The organism is Paraburkholderia jirisanensis (genome assembly GCF_054782355.1).
In genome coordinates this window covers 1,402,751-1,425,532 of record NZ_BAAGSQ010000026.1, presented here as the reverse complement: position 1 = coordinate 1,425,532, position 22,782 = coordinate 1,402,751, and the positions used below count along the sequence as shown (strand labels likewise).

General features: G+C 58.2%; 20 protein-coding genes. 11 read left to right on the top strand and 9 right to left on the bottom strand.

From position 1 onward, the window contains the following. Window positions 1-91: 91 nt before the first annotated feature. Window positions 92-325: a hypothetical protein gene (locus tag ACYVNQ_RS22645; RefSeq protein ID WP_460904915.1), complete on the top strand. Its 234-nt coding sequence runs from the start codon at window positions 92-94 to the stop codon at window positions 323-325. A 181-nt stretch (window positions 326-506) separates the two neighbouring features. Here the strand turns inward: ACYVNQ_RS22645 and ACYVNQ_RS22640 are convergent, their stop codons facing one another. Together ACYVNQ_RS22640 and ACYVNQ_RS22635 are read right to left on the bottom strand one after the other, a co-directional pair. Beyond that, complete coding sequence (locus tag ACYVNQ_RS22640; RefSeq protein ID WP_460904991.1) at window positions 507-962, bottom strand: DUF3788 domain-containing protein; 456 nt, start codon at window positions 960-962, stop codon at window positions 507-509. 107 nt (window positions 963-1,069) lie between these two features. Further along, a complete protein-coding gene (locus ACYVNQ_RS22635) occupies window positions 1,070-1,702 on the bottom strand; it encodes an FMN-dependent NADH-azoreductase (protein WP_460904914.1) in 633 nt (210 codons plus the stop codon). Window positions 1,703-2,350: 648 nt separating this feature from the next. On the opposite strand from ACYVNQ_RS22635, the gene ACYVNQ_RS22630 reads away from it, so the two are divergent. Both ACYVNQ_RS22630 and ACYVNQ_RS22625 read left to right on the top strand, forming a co-directional pair. Next, entirely contained in the window at window positions 2,351-3,361 is a 1,011-nt protein-coding gene (locus ACYVNQ_RS22630) for an alpha/beta fold hydrolase (RefSeq protein ID WP_460904913.1), read from the top strand. 487 nt (window positions 3,362-3,848) lie between these two features. Beyond that, window positions 3,849-4,961, top strand: a complete 1,113-nt coding sequence (locus ACYVNQ_RS22625) for a lactonase family protein (RefSeq protein WP_460904912.1) — start codon at window positions 3,849-3,851, stop codon at window positions 4,959-4,961. A 205-nt stretch (window positions 4,962-5,166) separates the two neighbouring features. Here the strand turns inward: ACYVNQ_RS22625 and ACYVNQ_RS22620 are convergent, their stop codons facing one another. Together ACYVNQ_RS22620 and ACYVNQ_RS22615 are read right to left on the bottom strand one after the other, a co-directional pair. Then, the gene (locus ACYVNQ_RS22620; RefSeq protein WP_460904911.1) at window positions 5,167-5,994 is read right to left on the bottom strand and encodes an arylamine N-acetyltransferase family protein; all 828 of its coding nucleotides are present in this window, start codon (window positions 5,992-5,994) and stop codon (window positions 5,167-5,169) included. A gap of 110 nt (window positions 5,995-6,104) precedes the next feature. Then, window positions 6,105-7,847: an FAD-dependent oxidoreductase gene (locus tag ACYVNQ_RS22615; RefSeq protein WP_460904910.1), complete on the bottom strand. Its 1,743-nt coding sequence runs from the start codon at window positions 7,845-7,847 to the stop codon at window positions 6,105-6,107. A 444-nt stretch (window positions 7,848-8,291) separates the two neighbouring features. Here ACYVNQ_RS22615 and ACYVNQ_RS22610 point away from each other — a divergent pair, with 444 nt between their 5' ends. Next, window positions 8,292-9,914 carry a GMC family oxidoreductase gene (locus ACYVNQ_RS22610; protein ID WP_460904909.1) on the top strand — a complete coding sequence of 541 codons (1,623 nt, stop codon included), beginning with the start codon at window positions 8,292-8,294 and terminating at the stop codon, window positions 9,912-9,914. A gap of 98 nt (window positions 9,915-10,012) precedes the next feature. On the opposite strand, the gene ACYVNQ_RS22605 is transcribed toward ACYVNQ_RS22610, so the two are convergent. Then, window positions 10,013-11,257, bottom strand: coding sequence for a lactonase family protein (locus ACYVNQ_RS22605; RefSeq protein ID WP_460904908.1), 1,245 nt, complete (start codon window positions 11,255-11,257; stop codon window positions 10,013-10,015). A gap of 378 nt (window positions 11,258-11,635) precedes the next feature. Between ACYVNQ_RS22605 and ACYVNQ_RS22600 the strand changes: the two genes are divergently transcribed. From ACYVNQ_RS22600 to ACYVNQ_RS22575, 6 genes are all read left to right on the top strand, one after another. After that, window positions 11,636-12,250 (top strand): cytochrome P460 family protein, encoded by a 615-nt coding sequence (locus ACYVNQ_RS22600; protein WP_460904907.1) that lies wholly within the window; start codon window positions 11,636-11,638, stop codon window positions 12,248-12,250. A gap of 137 nt (window positions 12,251-12,387) precedes the next feature. Then, window positions 12,388-12,546 (top strand): hypothetical protein, encoded by a 159-nt coding sequence (locus ACYVNQ_RS22595; protein ID WP_460904906.1) that lies wholly within the window; start codon window positions 12,388-12,390, stop codon window positions 12,544-12,546. Further along, window positions 12,543-13,112: a cupredoxin domain-containing protein gene (locus ACYVNQ_RS22590; protein ID WP_460904905.1), complete on the top strand. Its 570-nt coding sequence runs from the start codon at window positions 12,543-12,545 to the stop codon at window positions 13,110-13,112. Before ACYVNQ_RS22595 ends, ACYVNQ_RS22590 begins: the two co-directional genes overlap by 4 nt. Continuing rightward, a complete protein-coding gene (locus ACYVNQ_RS22585; protein ID WP_460904904.1) occupies window positions 13,102-14,736 on the top strand; it encodes a cbb3-type cytochrome c oxidase subunit I in 1,635 nt (544 codons plus the stop codon). The genes ACYVNQ_RS22590 and ACYVNQ_RS22585 overlap by 11 nt, the downstream gene beginning before the upstream one ends. Continuing rightward, the gene (locus tag ACYVNQ_RS22580) at window positions 14,729-15,541 is read left to right on the top strand and encodes a c-type cytochrome (RefSeq protein ID WP_460904903.1); all 813 of its coding nucleotides are present in this window, start codon (window positions 14,729-14,731) and stop codon (window positions 15,539-15,541) included. Before ACYVNQ_RS22585 ends, ACYVNQ_RS22580 begins: the two co-directional genes overlap by 8 nt. 84 nt (window positions 15,542-15,625) lie before the next feature. Next, window positions 15,626-17,761 (top strand): cytochrome c biogenesis protein ResB, encoded by a 2,136-nt coding sequence (locus ACYVNQ_RS22575; RefSeq protein ID WP_460904902.1) that lies wholly within the window; start codon window positions 15,626-15,628, stop codon window positions 17,759-17,761. 133 nt (window positions 17,762-17,894) lie between these two features. On the opposite strand, the gene ACYVNQ_RS22570 is transcribed toward ACYVNQ_RS22575, so the two are convergent. The 4 genes from ACYVNQ_RS22570 to ACYVNQ_RS22555 all read right to left on the bottom strand — a co-directional run bounded on the left by ACYVNQ_RS22570 (window position 17,895) and on the right by ACYVNQ_RS22555 (window position 21,106). Next, window positions 17,895-18,206 (bottom strand): high-potential iron-sulfur protein, encoded by a 312-nt coding sequence (locus ACYVNQ_RS22570; protein WP_460904901.1) that lies wholly within the window; start codon window positions 18,204-18,206, stop codon window positions 17,895-17,897. A 236-nt stretch (window positions 18,207-18,442) separates the two neighbouring features. Continuing rightward, a complete protein-coding gene (locus tag ACYVNQ_RS22565; protein WP_460904900.1) occupies window positions 18,443-19,243 on the bottom strand; it encodes an NAD-dependent epimerase/dehydratase family protein in 801 nt (266 codons plus the stop codon). Between the two features lie 30 nt (window positions 19,244-19,273). After that, a complete protein-coding gene (locus ACYVNQ_RS22560; RefSeq protein ID WP_460904899.1) occupies window positions 19,274-19,690 on the bottom strand; it encodes a cupin domain-containing protein in 417 nt (138 codons plus the stop codon). Between the two features lie 678 nt (window positions 19,691-20,368). Next, window positions 20,369-21,106: a response regulator transcription factor gene (locus ACYVNQ_RS22555; protein ID WP_460904898.1), complete on the bottom strand. Its 738-nt coding sequence runs from the start codon at window positions 21,104-21,106 to the stop codon at window positions 20,369-20,371. Between the two features lie 414 nt (window positions 21,107-21,520). On the opposite strand from ACYVNQ_RS22555, the gene ACYVNQ_RS22550 reads away from it, so the two are divergent. Continuing rightward, complete coding sequence (locus ACYVNQ_RS22550) at window positions 21,521-22,468, top strand: AraC family transcriptional regulator (protein WP_460904897.1); 948 nt, start codon at window positions 21,521-21,523, stop codon at window positions 22,466-22,468. Window positions 22,469-22,782: the final 314 nt, after the last annotated feature.

Below are 22,782 nucleotides of genomic sequence, written 5' to 3'. Positions count from 1 at the left end.
AATGCGCATCAGGCAACGCATGCTTTCATTGTCCGTATAACGGATGGCATAGTGTGCGACGCAGCGCCGCCTTATTTTTACCGGAGCATCCATGACCCCCGAACAGGCTCGAGCCGAAGAGACACGCGCAATGGAGCGCACGCTCAATGCGATGAAGCAGGTGCAAACGGCATTCGCCGGATTGCAGTCGCACTATCCGCCCAACGGCAGCGGCAAGCCTTCGCAGATTGCGCTGCAGACCTTCGATGCCGCGCTGGAAGAGCTCGAAAACGCTCAGGCCGAATTCGACGCATTACTCGGCGACCTGCTTGACGGCAATCGCTGAACGTACTATTCGCTTCCGCCCTGCCGCGCCTTTGCTGGCGCGGCATCCTGTGCCGGTTGACATCGCGCCGCCCGCTCTGCCGCGCCACCTCGAGCGCCATCTCGCGCTAGACCGTTAGTTGCATTTAAAGCGCAACAACGCACCAACCTTGCAGTTGAACTGCTCAGGACTTTATCGACACTCAGCTTCGTGATAGCGGAGGGCGCTTCATACTCACAAGCTCCATCACCTCACGCCGGTCATCTACAGATGAGATCGCAACAGTCAACCATTTCCCGTCGGGGTATGCTCGAGCATCATCGTAGAGCTTCACCAACTGTGGGCTCCAGACATAACGCCGCTCATCAAACTTCTCTCTCTCCGCTTTCCCCAACACCACCAGAACCGAAAACAGTCTGTACGCCGGTATAAGGGTGCAGAACGCCTTAGTTTTTTTGTAGCGCAGCGACCATCCGCGTTTCTTGCCACCAAAGAGCCAATCTGGCTCGAAAACACCGGGGTAAGACGCGTCTATCCAGCTCTCGAGCTCCGCCCAATGCTCGAACGCTTCCGGACCGATCCAGTCTCGGACAGTGCGCTCATCGGGCGGCGCCGATTTGTCACTGATCTTGTCGCCAATCTGCGGGGACTGTTTCATGTTGCTTTCCTTATGCTCTTCGTCGACGGAATGCTTTTCCGCTTGTGCGCGCGCATTTCTGCCAGAGATCGTAGTCTTCATTGCAAGTTACCGGCTTTTACCAATGCTCAACCAACACTTCGCGCAAGGCTGGCCATCACGGGTTCAACCGTCGCTATGAGCGAGCGGCGAGCTTCGATTGCGCGAGCCTCATCGATGAAGGCTGTGGCCTGCAAAGGCAGGTAATGGACTGAATTGAGACCGATGCAGCCGAGTACGGCGGTTAGATACGGTCTAAGAAAATCCGGTTGATTGGCTCGATCGCCAGCAAACACGCCGCCCGAAGCGATACCGACAAATACCGGGCGATCCTTAAGCATTCCAACCTTGCCGGCTGGCGTCGACTTCATCGTGCGACCGACACGCAGGATCTGATCGATCCATGCCTTCAGGACGGACGGCACAGTGAAGTTGTTCATCGGTGTGCCGATGACAACAACATTGGAATGCTCAATTTCCTGAATGAGTTGTTCGGCCAGAAGCACCGAGTCGGCCGATCGACCCGCTGCGGCCAGCGACGCCGGCGTCGCGAGTGCGGCGGCATAGGCGGCGCCGGTATGGGGTATCGGTTCGGATCCCAGATCCCGGCGGCTAATATCCGCGCCGGGGAAGAATGTGAGCAGCTTTTCAACGAGCGCCGCCGACAGCTCTCGGCTATGCGAACCAGGTCGCGGACTGCAATCGATATGCAGGATATTCATACGTCTTTCTTTGGATGCCTCACAAGGTCGACGGTGGCATCGAACACCTGATCGAACCTAGAGCCGCGGTTCTTACGCGGACCGTCGACACACCATCGGTTTTATCCATCATCAAACGAACCCAGGCACATCGGCCACCGCGTGCGTCAGGTATTGCATAACCTTAACGACGTCATGCACATGATTCGCGACTTCTCAAACCTGGCGACCGATCCTCTCTTATGCAAAATCGATGCACTTGCCCCGTGGCACGTTGATCGCATTGTCCTCCGCCATTTAATGCTGTACGGAGCAGGATCGCAATGCCGGACAGGTATCGAGTGGCTATACCTAAGTATCGCGGGTTGTGGCAGATGCAGTGATCGCAATGCGTTGTCTGGTCGATAACATATTGTGAGCGGCAAATATGCATTCCACGGCCCCTCCTCACGCGCACTCAAGCGAGCGTCGCCGCGCCGTTTCGCGTATATCGAGGCGAGCCGGCGATGGGGCTGTACGAACGGCCCTGCTTTCATTGCCACCGAATCCCATCATCGCCTACAAAATGACGTCGCAGCCTTGACGTTCGCATATCGTGCTATTGCGTCGCACTCACTGTCGCAGGATTTAACCCGCGCCTCATTTGACGGTGGTTAGAATCGTCTCCGGTTGATCGAACCGCTCGATTCATCTTCTTACATGCAAAGTGATCCTATGAATATTCATCGAAAAATTTCCACCGAACTTATCGTATCGCTTTGCGGACTCGTCGCACTCTCAGCGCACGCCGAAACCGAACACTATCCAGCGGAACCCATGTGCAAGATGGCCAACTCACAAACCGGGATTGCAGCTTTGGCTCGCGAGCAGATCGCCGATACGCCGCGCGGTCAGATCGGCTATTACAGGCTGGGCAATGGCACCCCGCTCGTGCTGGTGACCGGCTTTCGCGCGACGCTGACCGAATGGGATTCGACCTTTCTCACCGAGCTCGCAAAACAGCACGATGTGATCGTCTTCGACAATCGCGGCTTGGGCCGCACGGAGCCAAACGCAAGCACGTTCTCCATCGATGACATGGCGCGAGATACTGCGGCACTGATCGACACGCTGCACCTGCAGCAGCCGACGGTAGCCGGCTGGTCGATGGGCGGCGCAATCGTTCAGCAGCTCGCAATCGACTCACCTGCTTCGATTGGCAAGATGGTGCTGCTCAGCGCGCCGGCTCCGGGCAGTTCCGGTACGCCGATATCGCCGCAGGTGGACGCGATATTGTCCGGCAAACCTGGCGTTACGCTGCGCGACGTGATGGGTGTACTGTTTCCCACTGCGGACGTCGACGAGGCCTCACGCTGCTTCAAACAGGACATGTTCATGCCGACGGATTACGCCAGGCACCGGGTACCCGCCGCGGTCACCGCCGGACAATCCGAAGCGCTGCGCGACTGGGAAACGAATGACAAAGCGGCCGACGCGCTGCGCAACGTGCACATTCCGGCGCTGGTCATGAGCGGCAATGACGATAGCGTTGTGCTCCAGTCGAATGCTGAAGCGCTAAAGAAGTTGCTACCGAACGCCCGTTTGCTCGTCGTGGATGCCGGAGGACATGCAATGATGTATCAATACCCAACTGCACTCGCGCGCACGATCAGTTCGTTCGCGAGACAGGGGGGGCGCTAAAGGCGCGAATGCCGCCGCGTTGCTAGAGGCGCTTCAGGTCATCGCGGTCGCGTCGGCGCACACCGCGAGCGCCCGGCGCGCCATCGGAATCAGCACGTACCGGCGGTCGCCGAGATCGATACTCAGCGGCTGTCGAGATAAGCCGTGGGCCGTTGGGCAATCCACGAGTAATCACGGTGTCGGCGCTTCCACAGGGATAAAAAGAATATACGAGTAGGGTTTTGTATGTCCTCGACCCAACATCTACTATCTTCCTGCAGCAAAGCCACTCCACAGCGATAAACCCCGCGACAAACGGGATGTGATTTATCGCGCTTCCGGATCAAATTCGTCTACATCGCGCGCGGAGCCTCGGTCCGAAACCCCGTATGGCTTCGAGCGTTCTGCCTTACCTCACCTTATGGTGGCCGGTTGCGAACCATGTCCGCTCCTTGACGACGGGTGTCGAGACCTGCTGCCATTTCACGCAACACCGTGGAGATTCAATATGGAAAAACGTCAGTCGCGTTCTCAGTTCCTGTTTCGCAGTGCCTTCCTCACGTTCGCCCTGTTTGCGGCGGTGGACAACGCAGCAAACGCCGACAGTGATACGGAGCCCGCAGGTGCCGTATATGTTTTATCTAACCAGCCCTCAGGCAACTCCGTCCTCGTCTACTCACGGTCGGAAAACGGCACGCTTCGATTCGAAGCCTCCTACCCGACTGAGGGTAAGGGAGCTGGCACGGGTGGCGACCCTCTAACCTCGCAAGGGTCTCTAACGCTAGGCTCGGGCTACCTTTTCGCGGTGAATGCTGGAAGCAACGATGTGTCGATGTTTGCAATAGCCGGAAAGCGGCTGACGCTTCTCGACCGCAAGCCATCCGGTGGGCAAATGCCCGTAAGCATTGCCATAAACGGATTCAACGCATATGTGCTCAATGCCGGCGGTGCACCGAATATCAATGGATACATCATCGACGCGATCGGAAAGCGCCTCATCCCTCTGCCAAACTCCAGGCGAGAACTAGCTGGCGGAGCTAACGCGCAACCCGCGCAGATAAGCTTCACCCCAGATGGCAACGAGATACTCGTAACCGAGAAGGGAACACAGCTCATTGATACCTTCCACGTCGGCACGCTCGGTTATACGACCGGTCCCGTACCGCATCCTTCGAACGGGGTGACGCCTTTCGGGTTCTCTATCACCAATCGAGGCTATGCCATGGTAGCCGAAGCGGGTTCAGGATCCGCGTCTTCCTACGAAGTCGAAGACAATCGGCACCTCACTTCGATCAGCACGTCTATCCGCTTGACGCAAACCGCTCCGTGCTGGCTTGTTACCACGGGCGATGGCCGTTACGCTTATACGGCAAACGCTGGCAGCCAAACGATCAGCAGCCTCAGAATTGGCGCGGATGGCACGACCCGCCTGGTGAACGCAACTGCCGCTGTGCTGAGTGCACCGTTTGATCTCGCGATTACCAAAAACAGCAAATTTTTATACGTACGCGAAGGAAACGGCGCCATCAGCGGTTTTCGCGTTTCCACTGACGGTACGCTAAGCCCGGTAGGGAGCGCGACTGGAGTACCCGCAGGTGCACAAGGAATTGCGGCACGCTGAATCCGGCACAGCGAAGTGAGCACACCGATCCTCACGCCGCGGTGGCGAACGTTGCGCAACAATTGAAACGCGGCAGATTTGATGGAGGCTCAACCTCTTGGGAAGTGGAGCCATCCCCCATCATAAGGAGTGCGGGTTTGGCTTTTCTTTTAGCCAATATTGCTTGCGCAGATGGATGGATTTAACTGCCGTTGCCACGCAGTCTCTATCGCTTAGCGAGACAGCGCACGAGCACGGCGTTAAGTTGCTCTGTACTCACGTGTCCGTCCGCGTCCGGAAGACGAATGCCGAAAGTATGCTCGAGCACATGACGCAGTTCCGCAACGTCTCTCAGTTCGCGATGCGATGGCGTGGGTGCGTAGTGGCCAAGCTTACTGTTAAGAAGCGTGTGACGCTCGCCCTCAGCGACACGCGCCACCATCAGCTGGTTGACGAACAGCGACTCCGGATGGGCGTTCACGTAGAAGTTCGACACCGCGTAATCCGCATCGTGCTGAGGGGTGAGATCAAAGCGATACACGTCCTGCCAGCGTTCGCCGAGCTGCACCTGCAACAGCCAGTCTCCTCCTTCCAGCAAATTGAGGCGGAAGGTCTCGTGAGGTGTTTCCTGCGCGATGCCCGCTTCGAGCCGCAGCGGCGCCGAAAGCGTGACACCACCGAACCCGACGTCGGCAATCCAACGCGCACCACCCACGTCGACGAGCAACAGCATGTGGTTACGCGGTGGCAACGCGGGTCGCGGCGGCCCCCACAGCACGCGGGCTGCGAGCGGCACGGTCTGAAAGCCGATCGTTTCGAGTGCCGTGCGAAAAAGATGCCCGTGCTCGTAACAATAGCCCCCGCGATGCGCGCCGACGAGCTTCGCCGCAATATCGCCGATATCGAGGCTCACGGTTTGCCCGAGGAGCGGCGTGAGGTTTTCAAAAGGAATCGCATCTGGATGGCGCGCATGGAGTCCGCGCAACGTCTCAAGTGTGGGGGTTCGCGGACCTTCGTAACCGATACGGTCGAGGTAAGCATCGAGATCGAACAAGGCTTCTCCCGTGGAGTGATGTCTCGTCGGTGATTGTAACCATCTTGACTCCTGATTACCTGACTACCTCGCGAAGTCTATACATTCGTATACGGGCTACGACCCCTGGATCAATCCCCGCGGCTTAGCACCTTGAGCATCGCGTCCATCAAACGTTGGTCCGCGCTAACGGAGCCCACACCGCGCCACGCGACATGTGCGTCTGGCCGCACGAGAATGCAACCCGCTTCGTCGATCTCGCGAATGCGCGCCCATTCACCGTACGGATCGTCGAACTGACGGCCCGGACCAATCACGAAGCCTTCAATCGGCACGCCTAATACGTCATGAACGTGCTTGATCGCGCCCATCCATGGATCGCCGCCGATGCCCGTCAGCAATACGAAACGCGTCTTTCCCACCACGTCCAGAGTCGAAACGCGATGACCGCCGCGCGTCAGCCACGCATGCGGCAGGCGTGCGCCGGGCCACGTGGTGGGATGGTAGTAAAGCTCCTGATCACGTTCCCACGCCGGTTCGTCGGTGCCATCGCTGACGATCGCCGCAGAGCGATAGCGCTGGTTCATTTCCACGCCATGGGCGTCGAACTCATACGCCTTGTCTGCGATCGCCTCGCGTAACTTCTGTCGCTGCACGGTGGCAGCCGTACTGTCATGCTGGCGCGCGGCCATATTGGCCTGCATTCTATCGACGTCGGTGGTGTCGAGCAGGCCAAGCGCGTCGAAGATCGGCCCAAACTCCCGAATACTCTGATTCGCGCGCGTGACAATCTGCTTCGCAACGGGCGAACGCTCGACGTCGTAGGTGTCGAGCAGAGGCGGATTCGCGAAGCCTTTTAGCACGGCAGCGAGCTTCCAGCAGAGATTGTAGGCATCTTGAATCGACGTATTGGAGCCAAGACCGTTCGACGGCGGATGACGGTGCACGGCATCGCCCATGCAGAAGACGCGCCCGACCGTGTTTCGCGTCGCATACATATCATTGACGCTCCACAGCGACGTCGAACGAATCTTGACAGCGATGTCAGCATCGCCGACGAGGCGCCGCACGATCGCCGTCGCTGCCGCGTCATCTATCACGGGCGGTGGCTGGTCGATATCGAAACCCCAAATGACCATCCACTGATGCCACGGACGCACCATCCGTATCAGGCCCATGCCGATACCGCCGATGTCCGAGCCGGGTTGCAGCACCCAGTACAGCAAGCTTGGCCGATGCGCGACATAACGCGTCAGATCGGCGTCGAATACGATGTTCATGCTGCCTGCCACCCCCATGCGGCCTTGCATCGGCAAGCCGATATCCTCGGCTACCTTGCTGCGGCCGCCGTCCGCGCCTATCAGATATCGCGCGCGAATCTGGTATTGCAGGCCGCTCAGACGGTCCTGCACAGTCGCCGTCACGCCGTCGGCATCCTGCTCGAGCGACAGGTATTCCGTATCGAAGCGCACGTGCGAGCCGCGTGACGCAGCATTGCCGAGCAGGATGGGTTCGAGCAGGTTTTGTGGGAGATCGCAGCAACTGGACGGACTGCCGAGAGCGTGATCCGCACGGCGTTGCGGATGCGTTCCCCAGGTCTGGATGCGCCCAAGTTCATCGCCGGCGAGGCTGGTGCAGAACACCGTATCGCCCAGCAATTTCTGCGGTGTTGCGCGCGCGATGGCTTCCTGTTCGATGTCAAGGTCGCGGAGTATTTCCATCGTACGTTGATTGGTGAAGTGTGCGCGTGGCGTGTCGGCAAGCCAGCGATATTTCGTCACCACAATGTTCGCGATGCCGTACGTGCTCAGCATCAGTGCGGCAGCGGAGCCGGCTGGGCCGCTTCCTACGATCAAAACGTCGGTATGAATCACACTCTATTCCCTTGATTGCTGTCCTCGCCAAGAGTTGCATTCCGATGATCTTCAGGTAACGACCGTCAACCGTTCGCAAGAGCGAGGACATGGACAGCGCACATTCTATGAACTCCGTCACATGTCGGTTGGCGCAACATTCGCATTAGCAGGCAAGCGTTCGCATAGGCCGTGCGGGTATCCGGAAATTCATCAGCGCTCGTCGCCGATACTTACGTATAGAAAATGTGTACTCCAACGCCGCGAACAACTGGCATCAAGATCTTACAATTGATTGACGGCATCGTTCTCGCGAAACGCTTTGGTATCCATAGGACCCGATGCAAGCGCCTTGGCGGCAGTGCTCGCGCTGATCTCGCTATCGCATTCCCACGACAATGTCTGCGCTGAGGACATCCGTCGAAACACAACCACGATGCAATCTTCTCTTTTTGAACAAACGATATGAGTTTTGACGATACCCCCACTCTGTCGGGCAGCACGTCCGGATGGGCGCGCGAAGCACCCGATAGTTACGACTTCATCGTTTGCGGTGCTGGCCCGGCGGGCTCGGTCATCGCCGCTCGGCTTGCCGACGACCTGAACGTACGCGTACTGTTGATCGAAGCCGGCGACAACGACGCCGCGCCCGAAGTAGCGACGCCCGAGCAATGGCGGGCGAATCTCGGCTCGCCGCGCGACTGGGCGTTTACCGCGCAGCCGAATCCACATCTGAACGGCCGCGCGATTCCGTTGAACATGGGCAGGGTGCTCGGCGGCAGCTCGAGCATCAACGTGGGCGTCTGGGCGCGCGGACATAAGAACGACTGGGAACGTTTCGCCGCCGAGGCCGGCGACCCCGCATGGGGCTACCAGTCCGTGCTTTCGATCTATCGGCGTATCGAAGACTGGCAAGGCGTACAGGATCCACTGCGGCGCGGCGTCGGCGGCCCGGTGCACGTCGAAACGTGCAAAGACCCGATTCCGGCAGCCAATGCCCTGCTTGACGCAGCGCGCGAGCTCGGGTTGCCGACCTTCGACAGTTCAAATGGCGCGATGATGGAAGGTCGTGGCGGCGCCGCTATCACCGAGCTGATCGTACGTCGCGGCCAGCGCCAGTCGATCTTTCGATCCTACATCGGCGACCCGGAAAGCGTCAGTTCGAACCTGACCATCATGACTGGAACGCTCGTCAGCAAGGTGTTGCTTCGTGGTACGACGGCAATCGGCGTCGAGATTATCGCCAATGGCACACGCCGGCGCGTTCTTGCACGACACGAAGTGATCCTGTCGCTCGGTGCGATCCACACGCCGAAGGTATTGATGCAGTCGGGTCTCGGTCCACCAGACGAACTCGAGCGTCACGGCATCCGCGTGATTCAGGCGCTGCACGGGGTTGGGATGAACCATCAGGATCATGTGGCGTTTGGCTGCGTGTTTGAATATCGCGAACCGCAACGCATCGGGAATACAGGTTCCGAAGCGACGCTCTACTGGTCGAGCGACGCGCGCCTTGCCGTGCCTGACATGTTCCACTGCCAACTCGAGTTTCCGATCGCGAGTCACGAGACAGCGGCACGCGGGATGCCGGAACACGGCTGGTCGATGTTTGCCGGCATCGCACATCCAAAAAGCCGCGGGCAAGTGCGACTGTCCGGTGCCGACGTAATCGACCCGGTGCTGATCTACGCGAATACACTGTCCCATCCGGACGACCTTGCGAGCGGCATCGCGACTATCGAACTGTGCCGTGAGCTGGGAAACAGCCAGGCATTCCATGGTCTGGTCAGCCGCGAAAGACTGCCGGGCAAATTGAACGCGTCGGCAATGCTGGACTTTGCGCGCGACGCGGCGCTCACCTTCTGGCATCAGTGCGGAACAGCAAAGATGGGACGCGACGAGATGTCGGTCGTCGACGCGCGACTCAAGGTGTACGGCATCGAGAATTTACGGGTCGCGGACGCGTCGATCATGCCGGAGATTACGAGCGGCAATACGATGGCACCGTGCGTTGTGATTGGTGAGCGGGCGGCAGAGATGATTATCGACGATCACTGCGTCGATGGAGCCTGGCGCCCGCGCTGCTGACGGGCGGAGCTGCTGCAAGCGGGACGGCCGCAGTGCCGTCCGTACGCGGAAAAATATGGTCTTATGTTGCTTTACCCCCCCATGAGTTAGCCGGGCGGCTAGAATCCCGCCAATCCCTGCGGACTGTTGTACGGAATCTCTATTCTCGTGTGCTCTTTCAGAGAACCGTCGTCCTGCACCGCATAGCCAACCAGTACAGAGGCATTGCCGTATATCTGGTAGAGGTGTTTTCCGTCCGGAGACAGCCAGTTGTCGCTTGGGCCGCTGCTTACGAGGCCATTTACTGCGCGGAACGTGCCATCGCCGGATATCGCATCGCTGGCCGGATCTTTCGCGACATGGAGCCCATTGTCTGAAATCCGATAGCTGCTGATGTTGCTATAACCGAAATTCGTCGCGAACACCCACCTGTTATCGGGTGTGATCGCCAACCAGCATAGCTCGGATGGCTTGCCAGCTTCCGTTGCAATCGTGACGAGCTCGCCGACACTAATCCTGCCCTCGCGATCAATCCTGCTCATGACCAGGCCGTCGCCGACCGCCGTGCCATTCAAAAACATCTCGGTACTTCCGTTGAGAAAGGCGATGTAAAACGGCCCGGCACCGCCCGCATCCTGAAAGGATGGTGCACCGAGCTCGCCGCTTGCCGCAACCGGGAAGACTACGACGCCGTCGTGGTCCGGCGCATTCGCCACGATCAGCTGCGTCATACCGTCCGCCGACGTCGTCGGCCTTGCATCGAAAAGAATGTCGACAAGCAGAAACCTGGCGTCCGGCGACAGTACTGCCTGAGTCGGAACCCTGTCCGTCTTGTGACCGACGTTTACCGTATGTCGTTCGCTTCGCAGAGATAAGGCGCCATCCTCATTGACCGAAAAGAGACGTATATGGTCGGGACCGAATGCGTGCAACGCATAGAGCGTGCGACTTGACGCCGCATAAGCAAGCGACTTCACCGTCCCACTTTTTCCTGCCACCTCATTTCCGGTACGCTCGACTCCGATAAGGCGGAGATCGCCATCGCTGCCCACTGCAAAGCTGGAAACACTGTTGTCTCCTCCATTCGTGGCAAAGAGGTACTTGCTGTCTGCCGAGAGAATCACGCTACCGGCGCCTTCGAATGCGTTCGGCGCACTTGCCTGACCGCTGACAGGCTTGAACACACCGGATCCTTTTCCGCCAGTCGCGATGCGCTGCGTCTCTTCCAGGCTACCGGTATGCGCGCGTCGGTAGTGAACGATCGAATTCTGGAGTTCGTTGGTTTGCATGTAGAGGTGGCCGACGCTCGCTGCCTCGCGGTTGGTATCGCTTGTCGGGAGCTTCGTGTGCTGCGACATATTCATGTTTATCTCGGCAAGAAGGGCGTGCGTGCCTCCGGATAGATCAGGTGCGCACTGGTAACAACGATGAACACAACTTTAGGCGGAGTAAGCCTTGGTCGTCAGCGCGCGTAAGTACACTGAAAAATACGAACATATAGCGCAACGCAATGTCCGGCGCACACAGTCACGCGCACAGAACGAAGCCTCATCAGCATCAGTGAAGAAGCGATATACGAATGTATCGACACACATACATCTTTCTGATTGCTGTCGATCGTGGTGTCGACTTAAATTCGCATACGGGATGTGTCACGGCATGCCGCCACATACGCCCCAAGCAAATTGCGCCTAATGAAAACGGGCGCATTCCGATAATCGATCTGATGTTAAGGAGCGCCTATGTTCAGGACACGCATTCCACTCGCTGTGGCAGCAGCTTTGTTAGCTTCATCGGCTCTGCCGGCGCTTGCGCAGTCGCCGTCGACACGAAGCCACGGACAACCCGCGCGCTATCTCCCCGAGTACACGGCCTCCGGAGATCTGAAGCTCCCGAAGAATTTTCACGAATGGATCTATGTCGGATCGCCGCTCACGCCAAATGGGCTCAACAACGGCAAGGCGAATTTTCCGGAATACCATAACGTCTACATCGAGCCGGGCTCCTACGCGATCTACAAGAAAACCGGGCAGTTTCCGGAGGGAACCATCATGTTCAAGGAGCTCCAGCTGACCAAAGACGCGCAATTCCCAGATGGCTCACGCGCCGAGCCGTCGGGCCGCGGGTATTTCCCCGCAGGCTTCAATGGCGCGGACGTAACAGTGAAGGACTCGAAGCGCTTCGCGCTGACCGAGGGTTGGGGCTTCTTCAATTTCAACCATCACGAGCCCAAGGCGATGACCGCGTCGGTCAAGCCGAAAAGCGAGTGCGCTTTCTGCCATATTGCGAGCGCCAAGAAAGACCAGGTCTGGACGCAGTTTTACCGCCTGCTCGACGACGATACGAAGACCCCCTGATCCACTTTTGACGAATGACTGGGCAGCACTCGGACGAGGCAACCGGCGTGCCGGCCGGGCTCTCGTCAATTGCCGGCCGCATGTTCCAGACAATGCCATGGCGTGCGAAATCTTACAGGTCGACCGATAGACAGCGAATGATTTTTAGCGAAGAGCATGAAGCCGATATCGAAAGTATCGTGCAAGCGGGCCCAGCGGGAGCGATTGTCGTCGCAGGCACGGCGACGACAATCGTCATCGCGCTATGGTTTGCCTTCTATTTTTTCGTCTTCCTGCCGCGCGGAGTCATTCAATGAGCGCTCGCGGAACCGGGGCGGCATCGCGCAGCGTCATCGAGCGTATCGAAAGGAAGTGGGCCATCGCGATGAGCACCCTCCTCTTTTTGCTCGTGGCCATCGTGGTCTTTACCGGGCTGCACTGGGCGATGATGCCGCCTTCACGAGTCGAAACCGTTCGACCTGAAACGCTGAACAGCAGTGGTGAATTTGTCGAAGAGAATCTAGGCACCGAGATCACGCCCGACGGGTCGGTCACGGTGCGCATGGTCGCTCAACAGTACTCGTTTACGCCGCAATGCATCCTTGTACCTGCAAACGTGCCGGTCACGTTCCGCGCGACTAGCGCCGACGTGATTCACGGCATGCTGATCACCGATACCAACATCAATTCAATGATAGAACCCGGCTATGTATCGACGTTTCGCACGAAGTTTGCGCATCCCGCCGATCATCTGATGCCGTGTCATGAATTCTGCGGAACCGGGCATCAAGGCATGTGGGCCCACGTGAAAGTGATCGACAAGCAAGCTTTCGACGCTCTCGAACGCAATAGCGCCGGGCGGAGGTTGAGCTGTGCTGGTTAACCGACGACTCATACTCGCTCATTTCTGGCTGGCATTCGCGAGCTTCGCCATCGCAATTGTATTGGGCACGTGGCAGATGTACGCACGCAGCCCGTTGCAGACGCCGCTCGACAACCCAGACCTCTACTACCGGTCGGTAACCGCGCACGGTACGACAATGGGCTACGTGTTCCCCACCCTGGTGGCGATGGCGTTCGGCTACGCGATCACCGAGCTTTCGCTAAAGACTGCGCTCATTGGCGTGCGGTGGGCGTGGACAGGGTTCGCGCTGGTGCTCGGCGGCTTCACGATGGCCGTGATTGCGATCGCCATCGGCACGGCGTCAGTGCTTTATACCTTCTACCCACCCCTGATCGGCAGCGCGCTGTATTACGTAGGCATCGTCCTGATCGTCGCGGGTTCGTGGATCTGGGTGGCGCTGATGTCCGTCAATCTGTTTGTCTGGAAGCGCGCGCATCCGGGTGCGCCCGTTCCGCTCCCCATGTTCGCGAGTGTCGCTAGCGCCTATCTGTGGGGCTGGACGGCGGTCGGCGCAGCGATCGAACTGGTTTTTCAGATACTTCCCGTGGCGCTGGGGTTCAAAACGACTATCGATGCGGGCCTCGCTCGCGTGTTCTTTTCGTGGACCCTGCACGCGATCGTCTACTTCTGGTTGATGCCGGCGTACATCGCGTATTACACGATCGTGCCACGAGCCATTGGTGGCCGCCTTTACAGCGATTCGATGGCGCGCATTTCGTTTGTATTGTTTCTGGTCGTGTCGATGCCGATCGGCATTCATCATCTGTTCGCCGATCCCCAGGTGGGCTCGGGCTTCAAGTTTCTTCACTCCGTGTTCACTGCGCTCGTCGCCGTTCCGACGCTACTGACAGTATTTACGATCTGCGCATCGATCGAGATCGCCGCGCGCATGCGCGGAGGGACCGGCAGGCTAGGTTGGCTCAAGGCGCTGCCGTGGGACAACCCGATGATGCTGGCCATTTGCTTCTCGTTCATCATGCTCGGCCTGGGTGGCGCAGGCGGGCTTATCAACATGAGTTATCAACTCGACTCGACGGTTCACAATACGCAGTGGGTGACCGGACACTTCCATCTGATCTTCGCGGGCGCGGTGGTCATCATGTACTTCGTGATCGCCTACGACCTCTGGCCACATCTGACAGGTCGCGCGCTGCCCTGCTTCCGGCTGATACGCGTGCAGTTGTGGCTATGGTTCATCGGCATGCTCGTGCTGACACTGCCATGGCATCTGACCGGCATTCAGGGCATGCCGCGGCGCATGGCCTATTTCGACTATACGAATAGCGGGATCGCGGCGCAGGCCGTGCCGGTCATCGTATCAGTAGTCGGCGCACTGATCGTGCTTGCTTCGGCGGCGTTGTTTATCGCGATTCTATTGCGCGCGCATACGGCGCCGCGCATCGAACCGGTCGAGTATCGCTTCAGTCTCGCGGTCCATCAAAGCGATGCCGTGCCGGTCGCACTGAACAGTTTCCGGCTGTGGCTCGCGCTGATGATCGGCCTCACGGTGTTCAACTACGGGTATCCGGTGGTGTCGCTGCTCATGCGGACCGGAACTTCCGTACCGGCGATCCCGGTTGCAGGGGAACGCGTCCGTGGATAACGAACCACTCTTCTCGCTGCGCAACCGCTGGTTCGTCGCTTCTGCGGGCGGCATGCTGGCCGTCGCGTTGACCTCGACGCTGATCGGCTTCGTATGGCTCCCCGGAGCGCAGCGCGACCCGCAATTCCAGGGCATCTGGAACGCCATTTGCAGCGCGGCCGGCGTCCCGCATCGCTGGCTTGCGCAGGGCAGCGTGATACCCGATCAGCGCTCGACCAGGAGCACCGTTACGGTGACACCGCAACTGCTACGCGTTCCTGACGAAGAGGCGATAGGCCGCGGCGCGTCGCTCGCGGCACGCTGCGCCGGCTGCCACAACGCAAGCCTTCTGGTTGCGCCGGATCTCGTTGCACAGGACCCCGCTTTCATCTACAAGCAACTGATCGATTTCAAATCCGGGGCACGCTCGAACGTCATCATGACGACGATCGCAGCGGGGCTGACCGAGCGTAACGCGCGCGATCTCGCCACCTACTTCGGCTCGAGAAAAGCCGACGGGCCGCGCCGCTACGGTGACGAACCCACGGCGCCGCCGATCGTCGCACGAGGCTCGCCGACACGCAATATCGTGGCCTGTGCGGCTTGCCACGGAGGTGTAGGTCACAAAGCGGCGGCGCCGTTTTTACAGAGCATGCCGGAAGTCTATCTGCGCGCACAATTGACAGCCTTTGCGACCGGAGAGCGTCACAACGATATCGCCGCGCAGATGCGTAATATCGCTCGAAACATGACCGATGCCGAAATCGCGGCGGCTGCCCGCTTTTTTTCTACCAGCGGACAGCAGCCGGCCCGCAGTCACAAATAATCGCAGCTCGCGGCCGGGACAATGCGAAACCGCGAAGCGCAAAAATCGAATGGTTTGTGGCGGGAGCGCTAGCGTGAGGCAAATATGGGTTTTATAGCCACAGATGAAAAAGCGAAGCCGGGCAGGCCTGCGATTGGCCGTTTTCTGGAGCTCGGCGGTTCGATGCGCTTTGCGATCGCCTTGCTGGTCATACTGGCTGTTGCCAGCACGATCGGCACTGTGGTGGAGCAGGGTGCCCCGTATCCGGACTATGTGAACCAGTTCGGCCCGTTTTGGGCCGAACTGTTTCGAGGGCTCGGCCTTTTCGACATATACGGTGCGTGGTGGTTCGTCCTGATTGTCTGCTTTCTCCTTGTCTCCATCGCATTGTGCGTGTCGAGAAACGGGCCGAAAATTCTCGCCGACATGCTGTCATGGAAAGACCGTGTCCAGGAGCAGGGACTGCGTGCGCACAGGCTTCACTACGAGCGCATGGCGCCCGCTGCAAGGCAGGACGTCGTCACCGCAGTCAACAACATATGTGGCACGCTGGGCTACCGCTTCGTTACGCGCGACATATCGCCACTTGCCACACTGGTCGCAGCAAAGCGCGGTTCGTGGGGCCGGCTGGGCTACCTGTCCTCTCATCTCGCGGTGATCGTCATTTGCCTGGGTGGCCTGCTAGACAGTGAACTGCCCGTCGCCCTACTACGCTGGACGCTGCATAAAACCTGGGTAACACCCGGCACGGCAGACAGTGGAAACCCCGAATCGCACCGGCTCGCGTCGTGGAATCCGGCGTTTCGCGGCTATGCGTGGATTCCCGAAGGACAGCAGGTCGATTCAGCGACGCTGTTCCAGCAAGGTGCGACATTGTTTCAGGCCTTACCGTTCTCGATCCGGCTCGAGCGTTTCAGGATCGAGTATTACACGACCGGTATGCCCAAAGCCTTTCTGAGCGACATTGTCGTAACGGACGCTCGCAGCGGTAAATCGGTTCACGCGTCGGTGTCCGTCAACAAGCCGTTTGCGTACGACGGGGTATCGATTTATCAGTCGAGTTATCAGGATGGTGGCTCGACACTCGATCTGACCGCATGGCCAATGCAAGGCGTCGACGCGCAAGGCTACGCGGCAGTCGGCGTGGTTGGCAGCAGCGACACTGTCGATCCGCGGATTGCCGGCGACACGGGTCAGTCTGTCGAATTCACCGATTTCCGTGCCATCAACGTTGAAGATATAACCGACCCAGGCAGCATTCAATCTGGGTTATCCGGACCCGCGCGTGCGCCGCAGCAAGCGCTTCGCGCGTTGTTAGGGTCTGCCGTGAAATCAGGCGATCGGCCTGACAAGCGGAACGTCGGTCCGTCAATTCAGTACAAGGTGCGTGACGCCGACGGCCAGGCGCGCGAATTCAGGAACTTTATGCTGCCGATGGAGATGGATGGCGCCCGCGTGTTTCTAGCCGGGGTTCGTAGCGAAGAAAGCGCTCCATTCGAGTACATGCGCATTCCCGCCGACGAACACGGTTCGGTTAGCGAATGGATTGCGCTGCGAGCCGCGCTCTCGCAGCCGGCACTGCGCGCCGAGGCCGCGCGCAGCTTTGTCGATCGCACATTGCTGCGCGCATCAGCGACAGAACGCAATGCAGCAGAAAAAGAAGCTCGAAATCTACTGGACCTGTTTGCACAAGGCGACCAGTCGACCCGTCAGGCACAGGGTCGCGTGCGCGGCTTCCGTGCGCTTGCAACTTACCTGGAGGAATCTACCCCCGCCTCAGGGCGGCGCGCGGCGGTGATCTCGACCTTGCGCACCCTGCGCGGTGCAACATGGGACTTGTGGCAACTCGCTCGTGCCCGCAGCGGGCTAAGCCCGCGCGAACATGCAGTCGACGACGATCGTTTCATAGCACTCGCGGTCGACGCCCTGTCGGATAGTGCATCGTATGGCGCACCAGTCTTCTATCAGCTCAACGCGTTTAGACAGGTTCAGGCATCGGTACTGCAATTGACCCGATCCCCAGGTGAGCCCGTCGTTTTTCTTGGCAGCGTGATGCTGGTAATAGGGATCTTCGTGATGTTCTATGTACGCCAACGCCGCCTATGGTTCGTGGTCAAGACAACCGAACGAGGTACGCAGGTGCTGATAGCAATGTCCGCAATCCGTGGCACGCTCGATGTTCAGCGGGAATTCGATGAGTTGCGCGCGCTTGTCGACAGGCGCCTGATAGAGCCTTCCTGAGCCGGTTTCGAATGCATGAATCGGCGAACGACGACGTGTGTTGTCGTGCGGAACCGGAGTCACGGCTCGCGCGTTCGTCGGGTGTCGGATCCAATACAGATTGCGAGGCAATAGCCTCGCGACCGCTCAGCGATTAAGCCTTCTTGACGTAACCCGCGCACCAGCCCTTGCCACTAACCGCTTTGCTACCCAAGAGCGGACACGGTGCGCTCGGCGCGGTCGCTTGCCCCTGATAGAACTGGCAATTCGCGCAAGTCTCGCCAGCCATATATGTGCTGTACTTTGCCCTGTCGACTTTCGTTGCGTCGGCTTTATACCCAAGCGCTTGAGCGGTCGGATCCGACTCGGAAATGGTGCCGTCGTCCGCGTATGCATCGCTTATGAAAGGCAGACCAGATGCAAACCCTGCAAGGGTAGTGACAAATGCGCGGCGAGAGAAAGGCATACTCTTCTCCTATGAGAGATAGCTTTGACCGTTAGAATCGTTTTGATAATAGCGTCATATATCCTGTATTTCCGTATGAAATTGGTATAACTACATATCCATGAATGTCCGGCTAACCCGACGGGGACGCTCGAGACCAGGTGGCGATTATCCGCAGGGGTCAGGGAATCGCCCCCAGAGTCATCCGCGTATTCGCCGGTTCATCGGCGCATAGCCGCAGCTTCCGATGCTAAAAGCTATGCCGGACTGCGTTTCCAGAGAAGCGGCCGCGGCGTAAAGCCGAGTTCCTGCTTGGCACGCCTGTTTGAAGCTCCAGTCAGACGGGTATGGTAGTAGACGGCTTCCTCACCCACTGCCCTTAGCGCATCCTCCACACTCACTCGCGGCGGCTCCGGTGCGTCGACCCAACGGGCGAAAGCCGGAAGCCATTCAGAGACGGGCAGCGGATCGTCGTCGACGATGTTGTAGACGCCAGTTGCCGACTCCAACGATGCAACGGTCGCCGCAATCGCGTCGTCGATATGGACGAAAGACCACACGGCATTGCCTTCACCGATGATAGTTGCTTCGCCATTGCGTACCTGATCCGCGATCGCGCCGTCAGGCCTGTACCAAGTCCCAGGACCATAGAAGAAACCGTAGCGCAGAACAATTCCATCCAACGAAGTGGCGGCGAGCACATTTTCCTCATATTTGCCGATCGCGCGCGCACTGTCGCCAATCTCGCCCGGAGCGTCGTATCGGAGTCTGGCTGCTTCGTCCGCAAGCGCTCCCTCCGGAGCGTCCAGGTAGAATCCGCGAGATTGCATGATATAGCGACTAACGCCAAACTCCTGCGCTGCCGCGAGGAGATTGGCTCCTCCCTCACGATGAAGGCGTGTGTCGTTGGGCATGGCCTTGATAATGTCTGCGGGATTCGCCGGAAGCCAGGTCAACTGGTCGATCACGACGTCCGGCGAGGCCGCGTCGATCGCCGAACGGACCGCCGCAGAGTCGAACGCATCGGCAAAAGAAGGCTTGGCGCCTAGTTCCCGCAACAGGGCAACCCCTGCTCTCGCAGCATCGGATCATTTGACTGGGGTCGTCAGAGCCTTGTCGTTGGTATCTACGACAAACACCGCAAGCAACTTCGCAGGCCTGGTCTTGCTCGCATTGCGGCTCACACGATGCAGCGCACCAGGTTCCTCGAAGAAGCTCTCACCAGCGTGATAGATGTGCTTCGGTCCGTCGCTCACCTGGGACTCGATCGCGCCCGAAACGACATAGGCATAGATGAACGCCGACTTTGCATGCTCATGAGAAGGCGACGCCCCACCGGGAGCATAGTCAACCACCACGGCAGTCAGTGACTTGCCAGGAATATTGGGAATGACGTGATCAAAGTTCGGCGTGACGGTTTCTCCATTGCCGTGCGCAATAGCAGGCGGCGCGATCGTCAATGTTAGAGCTGTGCAGGTCGCGCCGATGACCGAACGGATGTTCATGAATGGTTTCTCCTTGAGAGGAACCTGTATTGTTGTTCCGTTTTGGGTCACTGGGAAGAACCAGGACTCAGTCTTTTTCATGTACTAAGAAGCGAAGATGGCCGCCGGAGATCCGCCTCGGTATCTTGTCGAGGTGAACGCGAGCTCGGGAACCATGTTCTTGGTACACACGAAAATCGCTCATCTTGGTTCTTTCATTTGCACCATCGAAAGCACAGAATATAGCGGTCGAGACGGAGCAAGTTGAGACATGATCATATGTCCGATTCTGACTGCATTTCGCGCGACAGTTGCGACCTTCGCCAAGGTCGGCTTTGCGACGAACGGGTTCGGTGAAAATCGCGAAAGCATCTTCCGAGCAAACCACCTCCGATTTTCCGAACGGATCGCTCGTCGAAATAGACGGTAATTGCCCTCCTGGTGTTGCCTCGCTACGTTCCGTCCTGCGGCGATCGGCGTCAGCGAAGCGCCAGTACGAGTGCACCCGATCGAGATCCTTAATACTGGATCACATTTCGTTTAGCGCACTGAAACGAATATTAGACATACTGATAGTGGCCCGCTAGCCCGCTCCAATTCGTCGCCGGGCATCGGAAAATAATGTTGAGTCTCGCTGGCTTGCGCCAGCTCAAGCGCTCTCGAAGCCACCGACATCGGTGGCGCCGCGGATAGGTCCCGTTACTCCTGCAAGATATGCACAAGCGCTGACTCCAGGCGGTAGGTCATTTCGCTTGCGCCGCCCTCGTGTGACGTGCGCGTTTTCTGGCTGTTTAGCCCCGCTATCACACTTTCCATTTTTATAAGTTGCGCAAAGTTGCGTGCCTTCATTTTTCTCATCAACGTGCGCCGCCCTACCTTGACGGTGATTTCGCTTACACAAAGTCTCGATGCAATCTGCTTGTTCATCAGCCCATCGCCCAACATTCTCAGAACCGCGCGCTCGCGATCTGAAAGAGAACGATAACGCTCCTGCAGACTTTCGCGCGACTCGACGATCTCACGCATCTGCTGGTCATATTTCAGCGCGGCCACAACTGCATCGAGCATGTCCTGGTCGCGAAATGGCTTCGGCAGGAAATCTCTCGCACCAGCCTTCATCGCTTGCACCGTCATTGCAACGTCGCCGAACGCCGACATGAAAATGATCGGCGGAACGCGAGGCCCTTTCACGAGACGGCTTTGCAGATCAAGACCGCCCATTCCGGGCATACGTACGTCGACAATCAGGCAGCTCGCGTGTAAATCAGAGCCGCTCCTGTCGAAATCGAGGAATTCCTGGGCGGTTGCAAAAGCCCTTGAACGGAGGCCGACCGATGACAGCAGTCCTTGAAGAGCCTCTCGAACTGAATCGTCATCGTCGACAACGAAAACCGTCGAAGCAAGCTGATCGCCCGATCCGATTTCAGATGCTGCCACGCTTGGCTCCTATGCGATAGTGTGCGAAGTCACTTCGGCGCCCTGTGTCCACGCCAGGTGGAACCACATGAACGGACAAGAGAGTACGGACGACTTCCAAGTTTATAGAGCAGTTCGAAACAGAAAATCCCAAACAAGTCGCTATTCGTCCATTTTTTGGATTGCGCTCTCTTTAGCCATGGCACCCGACTGAAACTGTTGCTTAAAATGTCGCGCCGGCTAGCAGCATGACAAGCGGCGGCCTTGCGGATACGCCGTAAGGCTGCGTAGTAGCAGTGAAGTATCTAAAATGGAAGAATCAGGAATGATGCAAACGATCAGAGTGCAGTGGTGTTGGCTTCCGGGTTACGGAAAGCCAACCTGTGCAAGCCGCTTCGCGGCAGCTGCGGCTCGGAGCAAAACCAGGATGTGGCAATGACGCGAATTTCCAGAATCTCGACGAACGATCTCGACATCCTGCTTACTCGACTGGATGTGAGATTTGTCGACCTTGCCGAATGCCATGTGAGTTCAGGTTGGCGCCTATCGTTTACTCCTTCGAAAATGCCGGCCTTGCACTACAACCTCGACGGAACCGGCGAACTTGTGGTGGGCGAAAGTGCTCCGATCCGTCTTTCGCCGCACATGTTGATCATCGTGCCGGCTGAGCGCCCGTTCCACATTACCGCTTTCGATCACAACAACCGCGCTCCGATGCTAAAAATGGTGGACCTGCAGGCCATCGAGCCGACTGGCGCTCTGATGCGATACGTGGCGGGAAAGGAGAAACCGGAAGTTATGCTCGTGTGTGGCTATTTTCATGCAACCTATGGCACAACGATCGAGTTATTCTCGGGCCTGACGTCACCGATCGTCGAGCATTTCGAGGCGAAAGACCGGCTCGATCAAAAACTGAAATCGGTGCTTGACGAGCTCGCGGAGCAGCAGATCGGCGTCGGCGCGATGACCACGACACTACTCAAGCAAGTGCTGGTGATGCTTCTGCGCCGTTCGCTCACATCGACTAGCGTGTTAGGCGACCGCTTCTCGATGCTTAGAGACCCGCAGATCGCACGCGCATTCTCGGAGATGGTCAATCGACCCGGCGCGCCACATTCGATCCGCTCGCTCGCGGAGCTGGCCGGGCTCAGCAGATCGTCGTTCATGCTACGGTTTGCCGACCTGATCGGCGAGTCGCCGATCGCCGTACTGCGGCAATTGCGTATGCAACAGGCGGCGGCAATGCTCACCTCGAATGATGAATCCTCGATCGACCAGATTGCGCGGAACGTCGGCTATTCGAGCCGAAGCAGTTTTCTGCGAGCATTCCGCAAGGTTTACGGCATGGACCCCTCTGAATATATGGTTACCGAGCAGCAATAACGTGCGGTAGCCCGATGCTATCGGGACAACGGCTCTCTTTGCTGGCGCCACAGCTAACGTGGCGAATCAGGTATCGATTTCTATACAAAAGTATCAACCAGCGGACACACACTTCACAAGAGACTAAACTGCTTCGGTACGCCATAAACATTTCGCTTCACAGTGCGGTCTCCATGATCTGGTTATTCGCATAACCAACAAATTCCAAACCTGACTGTCTGATGTGTTGAGAATCACATCATCGCTTTGCGGGCGCCACGCGCGTCTCCCGCGGCAGTGCATATCCATATCCATGCCTAACGCATCTCAATGAG

Bases quoted from the DNA above. Each gene is read 5' to 3' on its own strand.
- ACYVNQ_RS22610 (WP_460904909.1), top strand. From the start codon at position 8,292: ATGAGTTTTGACGATACCCCCACTCTGTCGGGCAGCACGTCCGGATGG.
- ACYVNQ_RS22550 (WP_460904897.1), top strand. From the start codon at position 21,521: ATGACGCGAATTTCCAGAATCTCGACGAACGATCTCGACATCCTGCTT.
- ACYVNQ_RS22560 (WP_460904899.1), bottom strand. From the start codon at position 19,690: ATGAACATCCGTTCGGTCATCGGCGCGACCTGCACAGCTCTAACATTG.
- ACYVNQ_RS22605 (WP_460904908.1), bottom strand. From the start codon at position 11,257: ATGAATATGTCGCAGCACACGAAGCTCCCGACAAGCGATACCAACCGC.
- ACYVNQ_RS22600 (WP_460904907.1), top strand. From the start codon at position 11,636: ATGTTCAGGACACGCATTCCACTCGCTGTGGCAGCAGCTTTGTTAGCT.
- ACYVNQ_RS22635 (WP_460904914.1), bottom strand. From the start codon at position 1,702: ATGAATATCCTGCATATCGATTGCAGTCCGCGACCTGGTTCGCATAGC.
- ACYVNQ_RS22645 (WP_460904915.1), top strand. From the start codon at position 92: ATGACCCCCGAACAGGCTCGAGCCGAAGAGACACGCGCAATGGAGCGC.
- ACYVNQ_RS22640 (WP_460904991.1), bottom strand. From the start codon at position 962: ATGAAACAGTCCCCGCAGATTGGCGACAAGATCAGTGACAAATCGGCG.
- ACYVNQ_RS22595 (WP_460904906.1), top strand. From the start codon at position 12,388: ATGATTTTTAGCGAAGAGCATGAAGCCGATATCGAAAGTATCGTGCAA.
- ACYVNQ_RS22575 (WP_460904902.1), top strand. From the start codon at position 15,626: ATGGGTTTTATAGCCACAGATGAAAAAGCGAAGCCGGGCAGGCCTGCG.
- ACYVNQ_RS22590 (WP_460904905.1), top strand. From the start codon at position 12,543: ATGAGCGCTCGCGGAACCGGGGCGGCATCGCGCAGCGTCATCGAGCGT.
- ACYVNQ_RS22570 (WP_460904901.1), bottom strand. From the start codon at position 18,206: ATGCCTTTCTCTCGCCGCGCATTTGTCACTACCCTTGCAGGGTTTGCA.
- ACYVNQ_RS22625 (WP_460904912.1), top strand. From the start codon at position 3,849: ATGGAAAAACGTCAGTCGCGTTCTCAGTTCCTGTTTCGCAGTGCCTTC.